Here is a 14,463-nt window from a genome sequence, read left to right as displayed (position 1 = left end):
TGCCCCGAGCCGCGCCGGATCGCAGATGATCCCCGCCACCCGCCGGACCACGGCCGAAGCCCGCCACCCGCCGCCATCCACCGGCCGCGGGTCTGCCCCGCCCCGTGCCGGCGCTCAGCGCCGGCTCGCCGGAACCGGCTCGTCCAGCTCCGCCAGTCGGCGGCGGACGACCGCCGCCTCCGCCAGCTCCAGGTCGTCGTACGTGACCAGCGCCTGCTCCCAGTACCGTCGCGCGGTCGCCGGATCGTCGTCCACCAGGCAGCCGGCCAGACCGTCGAGCGCCCGGGCCCGCTCCAACGGATAGCGGGCCACGATCGGGTCGGCGAGCACCCGCTCGTGCATCCGGGTCGCGCCCGGCACGTCACCCAACAGGAGCAGGGTGCTGCCCAGCGAGTTGTACAACTCGACCAGCCGGGCCCGGTCGCCGATGTCCTGGACGAACGCCAACGCCGCCTGGTGCATCGCCAGCGCCTCCGCCGGCCGACCGAGACCGGCCAGCACCAGCCCGAGACCGTGCCGTCCCTCGGCCTCGCCGTACCGGTTGCCATTGCGCCGGCTCAACGCCAGTGCGGCGACGAGCAACCGGTACGCCGGCCGGTGGTGGCCGAGCCGGGCCCGGACCACCCCCAGGTTGACCAGCGCGGTGTCGAACGTGAACCCCTGGTCCGCCCGCCGGGCCAGGGTGACGTGCCGCCGTCCCCAGTACAGGGCGGCGCGGTACCGGCCCAGTTTCAGGTTCGCGTCGGTGATCGCCGAGAGGGCGTGGCTGATCCCGGTCAGGTCGCCGATCCTCCGCCGCAGACGCAGCCCCGCCGCGCAGTGCGCCAACGCCGTCTCCGGCTGGTTCAGGTGCACGTACGGGAGGGAGAGGTTCAGCCGTACCCGGGCCTGCCCTGGCAGGTCCCCGTCGCGCTCGTACTGCTCCAGCGCGGCGAGCAACTGATCGACCGCCTCCTGGTGTCGACCCATCCGGAAGTAGCCGCTGGCCAGGTAGTTGCGCATCGCGGTGGCCGCCGGCTGGTCGGCCAGCCGCTGCGCCGCCGCCAGCCCCCGGGTGTGCGTCTCGACCAGGTCGTCGTGGTACCCGCCGACGTAGAACAGCCGCCAGGCCGCCCGGGCGATCGACCAGACGTACCGGTCCTCGCCGATGCTCTCCGCGAAGCGGACCGCCGCCACCACGTTCTGCCGTTCCGCCTCCAGCCGCCGCAACCCGACGGTGGGCGGTGCCAACAGGTCCGGGCGGCGGGGCTGAGCGAGCCGGAACGCGTGCAGTCCGTCCGCCGCCTCCTGCGGTCCGGTCGCCACCGCCCCCAGGTGCAGGTAGTGGTCGAGCAGCCCGATCGCCGCCTCCGCCCGTTCCTCCGCCGGCCCGGCGGCGGCCAGCGACGCGGCGTACTCGCGGACCAGGTCGTGGAAGCGGAAGCGGCCGGCGGCCGGTTCCTCCACCAGGTGCCAGTCGACCAGCCGGTCGAGCAGGTCGGTCGCCTCGGCCAGCGGCAGCCCGGTGAGCGCGGCGGCGGCGTACCCGTCGAAGCTCTCCCCCGGATGCAGGCCGAGCAGCCGGAACATCCGCTGCGCCGGGGCGGGCAGATGTGTGTACGACAGCGCGAAGGCGCTCTGCACGGACCGGTGTTCGGCGGCGAGCTGTGCCAACGCGGACCGGTCCGGGCGCAGCCGCTCGGCGAGGTCGGCGACCCGCCAGCTCGGCCGGTGGGCCAGCCGGGCGCCGGCCAGCCGGATCGCCAGCGGCAGGTGGCCGCAGCGCCGTACCACCGCCTCCGCCGCCTCCGGCTCGTCCCGTACCCGGTCGCCGGCCACCCGGCTCAGCAGCTCCACCCCCTCGGCGGTGGTGAACAGCCGCAGCGGCTCCGGCCGGATGCCGTCCAGGCCGAGCAGCCGACGCCGGCTGGTGATCAACGTCAGGCAGTTCGCGGTCGCCGGCAGCAACGGGGACACCTGGTCGGTACCGCTCGCGTTGTCGAGCACCAGCACCGTACGCCGGGTGGCCAGCTCGTCGTGCCAGAGCCGGATCCGGTCGTCGAGATCGGCGGGTATCGCGGCCGCCGGTACGCCGAGCTGCCGCAACAGGGTGACCAGCGCGGCCGCCGGCTCCACCGGGGTACGGTCGCTGTCGCCGTGCAGGTCGACGAAGAGCTGGGCATCCGGATAGTACGGCCGCAGCAGGCTCGCCACGTGCACCACGAACGTCGTCTTGCCACTGCCGGCCATCCCGTCCACCACGTACGGCGCGGTGGCAGCCCGGTCCTGACCCCGCTCCCCTGCACCGTCGCCGTGGCCGGCGGCCGCCAGCAGTCGACGGACCGTCTCCTCGTGTCCGGTGAAGTCGCCGACCGCCCGGGGCAGGTGGTGCACCGGCGGCCTCGGCCGTACGGTGGCGAGGGTGGTCAGCGGCGTGGCCGGCGCCCCGGGCGGCACCACCTCGTCGGTGAGGATCTGCTGGTGCAGTTCGCGCAGCTGGCGGCCGGGTTCGAGGCCCAGCTCGTCACTGAGCAGCCGCCACCCCTCCCGGTAGACGCCCAACGCCTCGGCCGGTCGGCCCGCCTGGTGGAGTGCCCGCATCAGCTGGGCCCGGCTCCGCTCCCGCAGCGGGTACGCGGCCACCAGATCGGTCAGCTCGACGACCAGGTCGTTCGCCATGCCGAGCCGGAGTTCCACCTCGACGCACTCCTCGAGGACGGTGATCCGCTGCTCGCCGAGGAAGGCCGCCGCGCGGCGGATCACCTCGCTGTCGAAGCCGGGCAGCGCCGGGCCCCGCCACAGGGCCAGCGCCGAGCGGTAGGTCTCCCTGGTCTCGGCCCAGCGGTGGTCCGTGGCGGCGAGCCGGGCCGCGGCGACCAGTCGGTCGAAGACCTGGACGTCCAGCTCGTCCGGGCCGACCTCGACCCGGTAGCCGGCCGGTCCGGTGACGATCCGCTCGCCGGTCACCCCGGCCTCGGCGATCGACCGACGCAGCCGCGACACGCAGGTCTGCAGTTGCCCACGGGCGGTGGCCGGCGGGTCGACGCCCCAGACCGCGTCGATCAGCTCGTCGACCGGCACCACCCGGCCGGCGTGCAGCAGGAGCACGGCCAGCACGGTCCGGTCCCGGCCGGCCGTCACCGCCGTTTCGCTCCCGCCCACCCGCAGCGGGCCCAGTATGCCGAACCGCACCTCAGCCGTTACCTCTCGACGCGCCCAGTGAGTCGTCCAGGTCCTGCAGCCGGGCCAGCACCTCGTGCTGGTCCGGCGACTCGACCTGAACCAGCAGGGCCAGTGCCCGGGTCCAGTACGACCGCGCGGCGTCCGGGTCGGTCGGCCGGAGGCAGGCCGCGATGCCGTCCAGGGCCCGGGCCTGCTCGTACCGGAACTGGATCCGGGTCGCGGTCTGCAGGGCCTGCTGGTGCAGCGCCAGCGCGGCGGCGACCTCCCCGAGATCCCGCAGCGCCCGACCCAGCAGGTTCCGGGCGGCGCACTCCCCACCCCGGTCCCCGGCGTCCCGCATCGCGACGAGCGCGGCCCGGTGCCGCCGCACCGCCTCGGCGGGACGCCCCCGGGCCCGTTCCACCGCACCAAGCTCGTTGAGCAGGTCCGCCTCGGCGAACGGGTTGTCCAACGTCCGCAGTATCCGCAACGCCACCCGCATCCGGCGCACCGCCCGGTCGTGGTCGCCGCGCCGGCCGTACACCGCGCCGATCGCGCCGAGGCTGTCCGCCACCAGCCCGATCCTGCCGTGTTGCCGGGCCAGGAAGAGCCGGCTGCGCAACACCCGCAGCGCCTCCGGGTAGCGGCCCAGAAGCAGGTAGCCGGCGCCCAGGTTGGTCAGCGCGTTCGGCAGGCTGTGCCAGTCCTCGGTCTGCCGGGCCAACACCAGCCCCAGTTCGAGGTGCTGCACCGCCTCCCGGGTCCGGCCGAGCATGATCAGCGGCAGGCCGAGGTTCACCGTCGCCATCGACTGGCCGGCGACGTCGCCGAGCCGCTGCCAGATCTCGATGACCACCCGCAGCGAGTCCGCCGACCGCTGGAACTCACCCCGGCGGAAGTACGCCGAGGCCAGGTAGTTGTGCATGGTGGCGACCCCGGCGTCGTCGCCGAGCGCCTCCGCGGCCCGCAGCCCGTCGGTGTGGGCCTGGATCAGCTCGTCGAGGTGGCCACCGACGTACAGCTGTCGCCAGTTGGCCCGGGCCAGCCGCCAACCGTACCGGTGCAGGCCCTGTTCGATCGCGAGGCTGACCAGCGGGACCAGGTTGGTGCGTTCCGCCTCCAGCCAGGCGCGCCCCTCCCGGGCGGCCGGGACGACCAGGTCCGGCCGGGCCGGCTGCCCCGGGATCACCGTCCGCAGGTTCCTCGTCGGCTCGAAGGTCTGGCTGATCTCGACCGCGGTGTACAGGCAGAAATCGAGCAGGGCGAGCGCCGCCTCCGCCCGCTCCGCGCCGGTGCCGCTGACCGCGAGCAGCTCGACGGCGTACTCCCGGACCAGGCCGTGCAGCCGGTAGCGGCCGGCGTCCAGTTCGTCGACCAGGTGGGCGTCGACCAGCTCGTCGAGGTGCTCCCGGGCCACCAGCAGCGGCAGCCCGGTCAGCGCCGCCACCGCGTACCGGTCGAACCGCTCACCCGGATGCAGGCCCAGCAGCCGGAACGTCCGCTGCACCGGCTCCGGCAACTGGGCGTACGACAGGGCGAAGGCGTCCGCCAGGGTGCGGTGCTCGACCGCGAACTCGGCCAGCACCGGCCGGTCCGACTCGGCGAGTCGCTCCACCAGGTCGGCGACCCGCCACCGGGACCGGTGCGCCAGCCGCGCACCGGCGAGCCGGATCGCCAGCGGCAAATAGCCGCAGCGGCGTACCACCTCGGCGGCGGCCGCCGGTTCGGCCCGTACCCGCTCCGGGCCGGCGATCCGGGCCAGCAGCTCCACCGCCTCGTCCGGTTCCAGCACGGTCAACGACTGGGCCCGTACCCCGTCGAGTCCGACCAGCCGACGACGGCTGGTGACCAGGGTCAGAGACCCCGGGCCGGCCGGCAGCAGCGGGGTGACCTGGGCCGTGCCGGCCGCGTTGTCGAGCACGATCAGGGCCCGCCGGCTGGCCAGCTCGGTCCGCCACAGGGCGACCCGGTCGGCGTGGTCGGCCGGGATCCGCTCGCCGGGCACGCCGAGCTGACGCAGCAGTGCGGCGAGGGCGGTGGCCGGCGGCAGCGGGCTCCGTACACTGTGGCCCCGCAGGTCGACGAAGAGCTGCGCGTCCGGGTAGCGGGGGCCGAGCGTGGTCGCCAGGTGTACGGCGAGGGTGGTCTTCCCGCTGCCGGGCATGCCGTCGATGACGTACACGACGGCCTGCTCGCCGGCGTCCTCGATCTCCTTGCGTAGCCGGGTGACGATGTCGCGGCGGCCGGTGAAGTCCGCGATCGCCCGGGGCAGGCTGCGTACCGGCACCACCTCGACGACGTTGCCGGGGCCGGCGCCGTCGCCCGGACCGGTTCCGGTCCGGGCCCCCGCGCCGTTCCCGCCGCCCGTCCAGTTGTCTTCGGCGCCCGCCCCGTTGTCCTCGGCGAGCAGCCGGCGGTGGATGTCCCGCAGCGCCGGGCCGGGCTCGATCCCGAGTTCTCCCCGGAGGATCCGCCGCCCGGCCTGGAAGACGGCCAACGCCTCCGCCCGCCGGCCGCTGCCGGCCAGTGCCAGCATCAGCTGACCCCGGAGCCGCTCGCGCAGCGGATGCCGTCCGACCAGCTCGGTCAGCTCGGCGACCAGGTCGCCGGGCCGACCGACGCGCAGCTCCACGTCGAAGCATTCCTCCATCACGAGCATTCGCTGCTCGTCGAGGAAGGCGGCGCCGCGCCGGACCGCCGCGCCGGGGATCCCGGCGAGTGCCGGGCCGCGCCACAGGGCGAGTGCCTCCCGGTACGCCTCCCGCGCCTCCGTCCAGCATCGTCGGGCGGCGGCGCTCCGGGCGTCGGCCACCAGCCGCTCGAACACCTCGGCGTCCAGTTCGTCCGGTCCGAGCATGATGCGGTATCCGGCCGGACCGGTGACGATGGTCTCGCCCGGCAGTGCGACGGCGGCGAGCGACCGACGCAGCCGCGACACGCAGGTCTGCAACTGGCCACGGGCGGTCGCCGGTGGTTCGGTGTCCCAGACCGCGTCGACCAGGGCGTCGACCGGCACCATCTGCCGGGCGTGCAGCAGGAGCAGGGCGAGCACGGCCCGGTCACGGTTGGCCGTCACCGCCGTTTCACCGCCGCTCACCTGGAGCGGGCCAAGGATCTCGAAGCGCACCCCAGCTCCCTGACCGTGGACACGTCCGGCTGCAGGGTAACCCGTTGGTCACACCGAGCAGAATCGAGATGAGAGCCAGGTGGCAGCGGATTGAGAGCGGCGGGCAGAACAATTCGCGGCGGGACGCACTACAGCAGGTGAAAGACACCAACGGGGGCGGTGCGTCCACCTACCTGTGACGGGTGGTGGACGCACCGTGTCGGAGCTGCGGTTTCTACCGCTTTCCACACCTGAGGGAGACGCCACTGATGGACGCCTCTACCGCATCCGCACCACGACGTCCGGCACCGGCCGCCGGAGACGTACTGCGATTCGCCGAATCCGACTACTGCTACGGCGTGGGGCCGCTCGTGCTGCGGGTCACCAAGGTCGGCGCGGACCTCGACAGGTATCCACAACTCGAATGGCTGTCGCTGCGCGGCGTGGAGCTGCGGCAGGACGGGAGCAGCGGGCCGGAACGGCAGGTGCTGGTCCGGACCAGCGCGCTGTTCCGACCCGCCTGAGTACGGACAGCATCCCCGGTCCGGCAGCCGGTCACGGTCGACCGTCGGTCAGCGACGCCCGACGGTCAACACCGGCTTGGTCACCTCGGCGAAGAAGTCGTTGCCCTTGTCGTCGACCACGATGAAGGCCGGGAAGTCCTCCACCTCGATCTTCCAGACCGCCTCCATGCCGAGCTCGGGGTATTCGAGCACCTCGACGTGCTTGATGCAGTCCTGGGCGAGCCGGGCCGCCGGACCGCCGATCGAGCCGAGGTAGAAACCGCCGTGCTCCTGGCAGGAGCGGGTGACCTGGGCGGACCGGTTGCCCTTGGCGAGCATCACCTGGGAGCCGCCGGCGGCCTGGAACTTCGCCACGTACGCGTCCATCCGGCCGGCGGTGGTCGGGCCGAACGATCCGGAGGCGTAGCCCTCCGGGGTCTTCGCCGGGCCGGCGTAGTAGACCGCGTGGTCACGCAGGTACTGCGGCATCGGCTCACCGGCGTCCAACCGCTCCGCGATCTTGGCGTGGGCGATGTCCCGGGCCACCACCAGCGGACCGGTCAGCGACAGGCGGGTCCTGACCGGGTACTTCGACAGCTCGGCACGGATCTCGGCCATCGGCCGGTTGAGGTCGACCCGGACCACCTCGGCCCCCTGGTCGAGCTGGGCGTCGGTGACGTCGGGCAGAAACCGGGCCGGGTCGGTCTCCAGCCGCTCCAGCCAGACCCCGGACGGAGTGATCTTGCCCACCGCCTGCCGGTCGGCGGAACACGAGACGGCGATCGCGACCGGGCAGGAGGCGCCGTGCCGGGGCAGCCGGACCACCCGTACGTCGTGGCAGAAGTAGCGGCCGCCGAACTGGGCACCGATGCCGAACTGCCGGGTCAGCTCCAGCACCTCCTCCTCCAGCTCCAGGTCACGGAAGCCGTGCGCCAGCATGGAGCCTGCGGTGGGCAGGTTGTCGAGGTATTTGGCGGAGGCCAGCTTGGCGGTCTTCAGGGCGTACTCGGCGGAGGTGCCGCCGATGACCACGGCCAGGTGGTACGGCGGGCAGGCCGAGGTGCCGATCAGCCGCAGCTTCTCCTCCAGGAACTGCATCATCCGGGTCGGATTGAGCAGCGCCTTCGTCTCCTGGTAGAGGTACGACTTGTTGGCCGAACCGCCGCCCTTGGCCATGAAGAGAAACTTGTACGCGTCCGGGTGCCCGTCCGGGTCCTCGGCGTAGAGCTCGACCTGGGCCGGCAGGTTGTTCCCGGTGTTCCGCTCCTCCCACATGGTGAGCGGGGCGAGCTGGGAGTAGCGCAGGTTCAGCCGGGTGTACGCCTGGTAGACGCCCCGGGTCAGCGCCTCCTCGTCCGAGCCGTCGGTCAGCACGTGCCGTCCGCGTTTGCCCATCACGATCGCCGTACCGGTGTCCTGGCACATCGGCAGCACGCCGCCGGCCGCGATGTTCGCGTTGCGCAGCAGGTCGAGCGCGACGAACCGGTCGTTCGGTGACGCGGCCGGGTCGTCGATGATGGACCGCAGCTGGGCGAGGTGCGCCGGCCTCAGGTAGTGGGCGATGTCGTGCATCGCCTCGGCGGTCAGCGCGGTCAGCGCCGCCGGCTCCACCGTCAGGAACCGTCGGCCACCCGGCCCGTGGACCACGTCGACACCCTCGTCGGTGACCAGGCGGTACTCGGTCTGGTCGGCGCCGACGGGCAGGAGGGGAGAGTAGGAGAACGGCGCGCCACTGCTCATAGCCGGCAAGCCTAGGACAGTCCTCGCGGGCCGGCCCACCCGCCGGGTCGACGCTGCGACACCGCTCTCACCGCCGGCCACCCCGGAGCGCCGGGCCGAAAAAGTTTCCGCCGCTCGGGGGCGTCGGCCGGGCGAGCGAGCGGGTCGGTGGCCGGGCGTCGGCCGGGGCTGCCCGAGGGGCCAGCCGGGGTCAGCCGGCCTTGCCGCCGTTGGCCGGTGGACACTCGGGCTGCTTCGGGCCGCCGCAGTCCGGGCCGGATCCGGGACCGCTCCCGGGGCCGGGTGTCCCGGAGCCCGGTCCCGGGCCGCCGGACGTCGTACCGAAGCGGAGGTATCCGAGGTCGCGGCCGTCGCCGATCACCATGCCGGCCGGTCCCACCGCGAGCACCTCCGCGGACGATCGGACGTTGGCCAGCTCCCGTCCGGTACGCGGGTCGAGCGCGACCAGCCGGTCCGGGTTCCGGTCGGTCACCAGCGCGGCGTACGGGGTCAGCGCGGCACCGCCGTCCCGGTGCACCGGCCGGGTCCACCGGGCCCGGTCGATGCCGAGTTCGTGGCCGGTCACCGACCTCTTGTCGGCGGACCGGACCAGCGCGTACCGGTCGTCGACGGCGAGCAGTTTCTCGCCCGCCGCCCCGGTCCAGAGCGTCCGACCGTCGTACGCGTCGACGATGGTCTCCCGGGCGTCCGGTGCGACGCCGACGAAGACGTTCTCCCCGCCCTGCGGATCCTCCCGCTGCGGGCAGCCGGCGCCGTCGGCGGTCCGCAGGTTGAGCCCGTCCCGCCGCCACACCTCCTGGCCGGTGGCCGGGTCACGGGCGACCACGGTGAAGTAGCAGGTGCCGTCCGCGCTGCGGGCCTCGATCCGCAGCATCCGGCCGCCGACCACCACGATCCGGTCGTGCTGTCCCGGCTCGATGTCCTGCACGGTACGACCGGTCGCGGTGTCGACGATGTGCACCCGACCGTCGACCGGGAACCCGATCAGCGGCGGCATCTCGACCGGCCCGGCGGCGCGGTCGTCTACGTCCCGGGTGGTGAACCGCCGGGTGCCGAGCACCTCGGGGTTGCCGGCCAGCGGCCCGGTCTCCACACCGGGCAGGAAGGCGGTCCAGATCGGCACCGTGCCCCGGGGCTCGTACGCGGTCAGCTGGCAGTCCCGGGGTTCCCGGCAGCGCGCGTCGACCACCGCGTTGCGGTACGTCCACACCCCGGACGCCGAGGTGTCCTTGCGCCGTACCGCGCCGGTCTCCGGGTCCAGCAGTTCGTAGCCCTTGCTGAGCAGCTTGCCGGCGGCGATGACCGGGTCCCGGTCACCGCCGGCGACCGCCGCCCAGTCGGCCTTGCGTTCCCACAGCCGCAGGCCGGTGGCCAGGCTGCGGGCCTCGATCCGGGTCCGGTAGCGGATCACCACCGTGTTTCCGGCGATGGTGACGTCCTGCGGCGTGCCGCCGATCCGCTGCTGCCACACCACGTCGGGTTCGGAGAGGGGCCGGTCCCGGTTGACCCAGTCCCAGACGCCGGGGAAGGGGTTCCACACGTTTGTCGCGGCGAGCACGATCACCGCGATCAGCGCGACAGCCACCGCGGTCTTGACGCCCAGGCTGCCGGCGCTCCCCTTCGCCATCCGGATACCGTAAACGAGATCGTCCGGCAAGTGCCGCTAGGGCGTTTTGTCCGTGTCGTCAGGTCGGCCCGGAACGCCAGCAGGCTCGACACCCGAGCCGACGGCGGGGCCCGGCCAATCGCCGTCGGCCGGCGCCGCGGGTGCCGGGCGCAGCCGGCGCCAGAGCAGTCCGGTCGCGGTCAGGGACGCCGCGCCGGCGAGCGCCATCACCGTACCGGGGGCGACGATCTCGGCGAACGCGCCGGCCAGCCCGGCGGCGACGCCCTGGGCCGTCATCAGCCCGGTGCTCAGCAACCCGAACGCCTGGCCCCGCCGGTCCTCCGGCACCGCGGCGAGGAACCGTCGGGCCAGCCCGAGGTGGTAGGCGAAACCGAAGGTGGCGACCCCGAACAGCACGGCGGCCACGGCCAGCCCGGGACCGGCGACGAAGCCCAGCGTCGGCACCCCGAGCAGCAGCGCCAGCCATGGGGTCAGCCGCTCCCGGCGGGCCGGCGCGACCAGTCGACCCAGCACCAGGTCCCCGGCGAGCATGCCGAGCGCGGACGCGGCGAACAGGACTCCGGCGCCGGCCGCCCGACCCAGGCCGTCGACGTACGGCACGATGACCCCCTCGGCGGCGACCACCAGCGAACCGGGCAGCCACTGGGCCAGCAGCAGTCCCCGGACCACCGGGTCGGCGAGCAGCAGCCGGTTCACCCGCCAGGTCTGTCCGACGACCCCCTGATCCGACGGCGCCGCCCGGCGCGGATGGTCAGCCACCCCGTACCGGACCAGCAGGGCCGAGACAGCGCAGGTGCCGGCGGTCAGCCACAGCGCGCCGTACGGGCCGACCAGGCCGAGCAGCAGGCCGCCGGTGGCGAACCCCAACACCTGGGTCGCGCCGGCGGCGACCGTGAACAGCGACCGGCCGAGGACGTAGGCGTCCCCGGCGAGCAGGTCCGGCAGCAGCGCGTTGCGGGTGGCGGTGCTGACCGGCGAGAAGAGCCCGACCAGCAGCACCAGCCCGAGCATGCCGGCCGGCGGCAGCACCCCGGAGGCGAGCACGGCGACGCTGGCCAGCCGCAGCAGGTCGTACCCGACCAGCAGGACCCGCGGCCGCCACCGGTCGGCGAGGGCGGTCAGCAGCAGGCCACCCACCGCGTACGGCAGGAAGCCCGTCACGTACGCGAGGGCGGAGAGCAGTGGCGAGCCGGTGCGCTCGTACACCAGCACGGCGAGGGCGAGCATCTTCACCGTCTCGCCGACCATGAACACGCCGAAGCTGGCGTACAGGGCCCGGAACTGCGGTACGGCCAGCACGGCCCGGAAGGTCGCCGGCCGGTCCGCGTCGGTGGCCGCGAGGCTGCGGGAGGTGGTCACCGGCCCAGCGTCGGAGAAGATGGGACCGGGAGCCAGGGTTTCGCTCAGCAGCGAAAGATGTGGTGCCGGGCTCCCCTCCGTACCCGGTCCATCGAGGTGGTCCCATCATCATCGACGTGACACCGGCCGACGTGGCGGCGAGCCGGTTCGCGATCTCGCCGCTGGGCGAGACGATGTCGGCGGCCCGGCTGCACGCCGGACAGCACAGCTCGGCGGCGCTCACCCCGTGGGTGGCCCGGACCCGGGACCGCTACCTGCGGCTGCGTCGCGAGTATCCGGCGGTCGGCGCGCTGCTGGGGCTGCTACGCCGGGGCGGGTACAACGCCGACTTCATCCAGCCGCCGCCGGCCGGGGTCGGGCTCGACTTCGCCGACGAACTGGCCACCGTCCGGGCCACCCCGCTCGCCCAGGCCCGGGACGAGCTGGCCCGGAACCTGGCCGGGAACCGCCCACCGGCGGCGTACGCACGACGGATCTTCGAGTCGTCGGACGTGGTGGGCCGGATCGCCGACGCGATCGAGGCGACCTGGGAGACGCTTGTCGCGCCGGACTGGCCCCGACTGCGGGCGGTGCTGGAACGGGACGTGGTGCAGCGGGCCGGGCGGCTCACGACGTACGGCTGGGCGGCCGCGCTCGCCGACCTCGACCCGCGCCTGCGGTTCGTCTCCGACGACGGGGGCAGCCGGATCGAGGTACGGCACCGGGACCAGAACCGGTACCCGCTGGCCGGCCAGGGCCTGCTCTTCGTACCCAGCGCACTCGGCCCACTGATCACGTACGTCGACCCGCCGTGGCCGCACGCGATCGTCTATCCGGCCCGTGGGGTCGGCGACCTGCTCGGCCCGCCCCCGACCGACGGCGGACCGGACGCGCTGGACCGGTTGATCGGCCCGACCCGGGCGGCGGTCCTGCGGGCGCTGGCCGTACCCGCCACCACCAGCCAGCTCGTCGTCCAGCTCGGCACCGGGCTGGGCAACGTCGGCGGGCACCTCGCGGTGCTCCGGGACGCCGGTCTGGTCAACCGGACCCGGACCGGCCGGTCGGTCCGGTACGCCCGCACCCCGCTCGGCGACGCCCTCGCCGCGGAGCACCACCGACCCGCACCGCACGGCGGGCGGTAGAAAGAGGGGCCCTTCCTCACGTCACGGAGTGCAGGAGGGGCAGGACCCGGTACGGGATCTTCTCGGCGAGGGCGATGATGCTCGACGCCCGGGCGACACCCTCGTGCGACATGATCTGGTCGAGCACCCGCTGCAGGTCGGTGTTGGACCGGGCGACGATCCGGCAGAGCACGTCGCCGGAGCCGGTGATGGTGTGCGCCTCCAGCACCTCCGGGATGCCCCGCAGGTGGCGGGTCACCGGGTCGTGGCCGTGCCGCTGGTTGATCTCCAGGGTGACGAACGAGGTCACCCCGAAGCCGATGGCGGCCGGGTCGATCTCCGGCCCGAAGCCCCGGATCACGCCCCGGGCGACCAGCTTGTCGAGCCGGGCCTGCACGGTGCCCCGGGCCACCCGCAGCCGGCGCGAACACTCCAGGACCCCGATCCGGGGTTCGGCGGTGAGGAGCTCGACCAGATCGGTGTCGAGCTGATCGAGTTGGACATCCTGCATAGCGGAGACGGTAGTTGACCGTACGAATTGCACAAGATGCCCACCGTCCATCGAGTCTGTTGCCCAGGGCCGAGGCCGACCGGGATGCTTCCGCCAAAGACGGCCGAGTCAGGTCGGTACGCCAGGGAGGTTCGACGATGACCAGCGCACTCCAGCAGCCATCCAGCACCGGTACGGGCGGCGCCCTCGGGGTTGACGTCGACGTCGACGTCGACCGGCTCGTCGGCGCCGTCGCGCACGACACCTCCGCCGACCCATTCCCGGTGCAGGGCATCGACCACATCCGGTTCGTGGTCGGCAACGCCAAGCAGACCGCGCACTACTACTCGACCGCGTTCGGCATGACCTGTGTCGCCTACCGCGGACCGGAGCAGGGCTTCCGGGACTACGCCGAGTACGTCCTGACCAGCGGTTCCGCCCGGTTCGTCTTCACCGGCGCGGTCCGGCCGGACGCCCCGGAGGCGGAGCACGTGACGGTGCACGGGGACGGCGTACGGGACATCGCGCTGGCGGTGCCGGACGTCGACGCGGCGTACGCGCACGCCGTCGCGCAGGGGGCGACAAGCGTCGCCGCCCCGTACGACGTCACCGACTCCCACGGCACCGTCCGGGTCGCCGTCATCGCCACGTACGGCGACACCCGGCACTCGCTGGTCGACCGGTCGAGGTACGACGGCCCGTTCCTGCCCGGTTTTGTCGCCCGGGGTCCGATCGTCGACCGGCAGCCGATGATCGACGCCGGGGTGCAGCCCAAGCGCTTCTTCCAGGCGGTCGACCACGTGGTCGGCAACGTGGAGCTGGGCCGGATGGACGAGTGGGTGGAGTTCTACCGCCGGGTCATGGGCTTCACCAACATGGCCGAGTTCATCGGCGACGACATCGCCACCGACTACTCGGCACTGATGTCCAAGGTGGTCGCGAACGGCACCCGCAAGGTCAAGTTCCCGCTCAACGAGCCGGCGGTGGCCCGGAAGAAGTCGCAGATCGACGAGTACCTGGAGTTCTACCAGGGCCCCGGCGCCCAGCACATCGCGGTGGCCACGAACGACATCCTGGCCAGCGTCGACGCGATGCGGGCGGCCGGTGTGGAGTTCCTGGACACCCCGGACTCGTACTACGACGACCCGGAGCTGCGGGCCCGGATCGGCACCGTACGGGCACCGATCGAGGAGCTGAAGGCCCGCAAGATCCTGGTCGACCGGGACGAGGACGGCTACCTGCTGCAGATCTTCACCAAGCCGGTGCAGGACCGCCCGACGGTCTTCTTCGAGCTGATCGAACGGCACGGCTCCCTCGGCTTCGGCAAGGGGAACTTCAAGGCGCTGTTCGAGGCCATCGAACGGGAACAAGAGGCGCGCGGAAACCTGTAACACTGT

Annotated in this window: 9 protein-coding genes; 3 read left to right on the top strand and 6 right to left on the bottom strand. The window is 73.2% G+C overall.

The window, feature by feature from the left end:
* Positions 1 to 114: 114 nt before the first annotated feature.
* Positions 115 to 3,171 carry a BTAD domain-containing putative transcriptional regulator gene (locus tag ABGB21_RS12585; protein ID WP_347677808.1) on the bottom strand — a complete coding sequence of 1,019 codons (3,057 nt, stop codon included), beginning with the start codon at positions 3,169 to 3,171 and terminating at the stop codon, positions 115 to 117.
* A 1-nt stretch (position 3,172) separates the two neighbouring features.
* Positions 3,173 to 6,268, bottom strand: a complete 3,096-nt coding sequence (locus tag ABGB21_RS12580; RefSeq protein WP_347677806.1) for a BTAD domain-containing putative transcriptional regulator — start codon at positions 6,266 to 6,268, stop codon at positions 3,173 to 3,175.
* 248 nt (positions 6,269 to 6,516) lie between these two features.
* Here ABGB21_RS12580 and ABGB21_RS12575 point away from each other — a divergent pair, with 248 nt between their 5' ends.
* Positions 6,517 to 6,771 (top strand): hypothetical protein, encoded by a 255-nt coding sequence (locus ABGB21_RS12575; RefSeq protein ID WP_347651559.1) that lies wholly within the window; start codon positions 6,517 to 6,519, stop codon positions 6,769 to 6,771.
* Between the two features lie 48 nt (positions 6,772 to 6,819).
* Here the strand turns inward: ABGB21_RS12575 and ABGB21_RS12570 are convergent, their stop codons facing one another.
* The 3 genes from ABGB21_RS12570 to ABGB21_RS12560 form a co-directional block, all read right to left on the bottom strand.
* Positions 6,820 to 8,490, bottom strand: a complete 1,671-nt coding sequence (locus ABGB21_RS12570) for a fumarate hydratase (protein WP_347677804.1) — start codon at positions 8,488 to 8,490, stop codon at positions 6,820 to 6,822.
* Positions 8,491 to 8,680: 190 nt separating this feature from the next.
* Entirely contained in the window at positions 8,681 to 10,117 is a 1,437-nt protein-coding gene (locus ABGB21_RS12565; RefSeq protein WP_347651557.1) for a PQQ-binding-like beta-propeller repeat protein, read from the bottom strand.
* 36 nt (positions 10,118 to 10,153) lie between these two features.
* Positions 10,154 to 11,476 (bottom strand): MFS transporter, encoded by a 1,323-nt coding sequence (locus ABGB21_RS12560; protein WP_347677802.1) that lies wholly within the window; start codon positions 11,474 to 11,476, stop codon positions 10,154 to 10,156.
* Between the two features lie 104 nt (positions 11,477 to 11,580).
* On the opposite strand from ABGB21_RS12560, the gene ABGB21_RS12555 reads away from it, so the two are divergent.
* A complete protein-coding gene (locus ABGB21_RS12555; protein ID WP_347677926.1) occupies positions 11,581 to 12,597 on the top strand; it encodes a DUF5937 family protein in 1,017 nt (338 codons plus the stop codon).
* Between the two features lie 16 nt (positions 12,598 to 12,613).
* On the opposite strand, the gene ABGB21_RS12550 is transcribed toward ABGB21_RS12555, so the two are convergent.
* Positions 12,614 to 13,087 (bottom strand): Lrp/AsnC family transcriptional regulator, encoded by a 474-nt coding sequence (locus tag ABGB21_RS12550; RefSeq protein ID WP_347651555.1) that lies wholly within the window; start codon positions 13,085 to 13,087, stop codon positions 12,614 to 12,616.
* Positions 13,088 to 13,224: 137 nt separating this feature from the next.
* Here ABGB21_RS12550 and hppD point away from each other — a divergent pair, with 137 nt between their 5' ends.
* A complete protein-coding gene (gene hppD, locus ABGB21_RS12545; protein ID WP_347677800.1) occupies positions 13,225 to 14,457 on the top strand; it encodes a 4-hydroxyphenylpyruvate dioxygenase in 1,233 nt (410 codons plus the stop codon).
* Positions 14,458 to 14,463: the final 6 nt, after the last annotated feature.

Origin of the sequence: Plantactinospora sp. B24E8 (genome assembly GCF_039871735.1) — a bacterium.
Classification (GTDB): domain Bacteria; phylum Actinomycetota; class Actinomycetes; order Mycobacteriales; family Micromonosporaceae; genus Plantactinospora.
Note: the sequence above shows the minus strand (reverse complement) of the source record. Positions and strands in the feature narration are given on the sequence as shown.

Bases quoted from the DNA above. Each gene is read 5' to 3' on its own strand.
- ABGB21_RS12550 (WP_347651555.1), bottom strand. From the start codon at position 13,087: ATGCAGGATGTCCAACTCGATCAGCTCGACACCGATCTGGTCGAGCTC.
- hppD (WP_347677800.1), top strand. From the start codon at position 13,225: ATGACCAGCGCACTCCAGCAGCCATCCAGCACCGGTACGGGCGGCGCC.
- ABGB21_RS12575 (WP_347651559.1), top strand. From the start codon at position 6,517: ATGGACGCCTCTACCGCATCCGCACCACGACGTCCGGCACCGGCCGCC.
- ABGB21_RS12565 (WP_347651557.1), bottom strand. From the start codon at position 10,117: ATGGCGAAGGGGAGCGCCGGCAGCCTGGGCGTCAAGACCGCGGTGGCT.
- ABGB21_RS12570 (WP_347677804.1), bottom strand. From the start codon at position 8,490: ATGAGCAGTGGCGCGCCGTTCTCCTACTCTCCCCTCCTGCCCGTCGGC.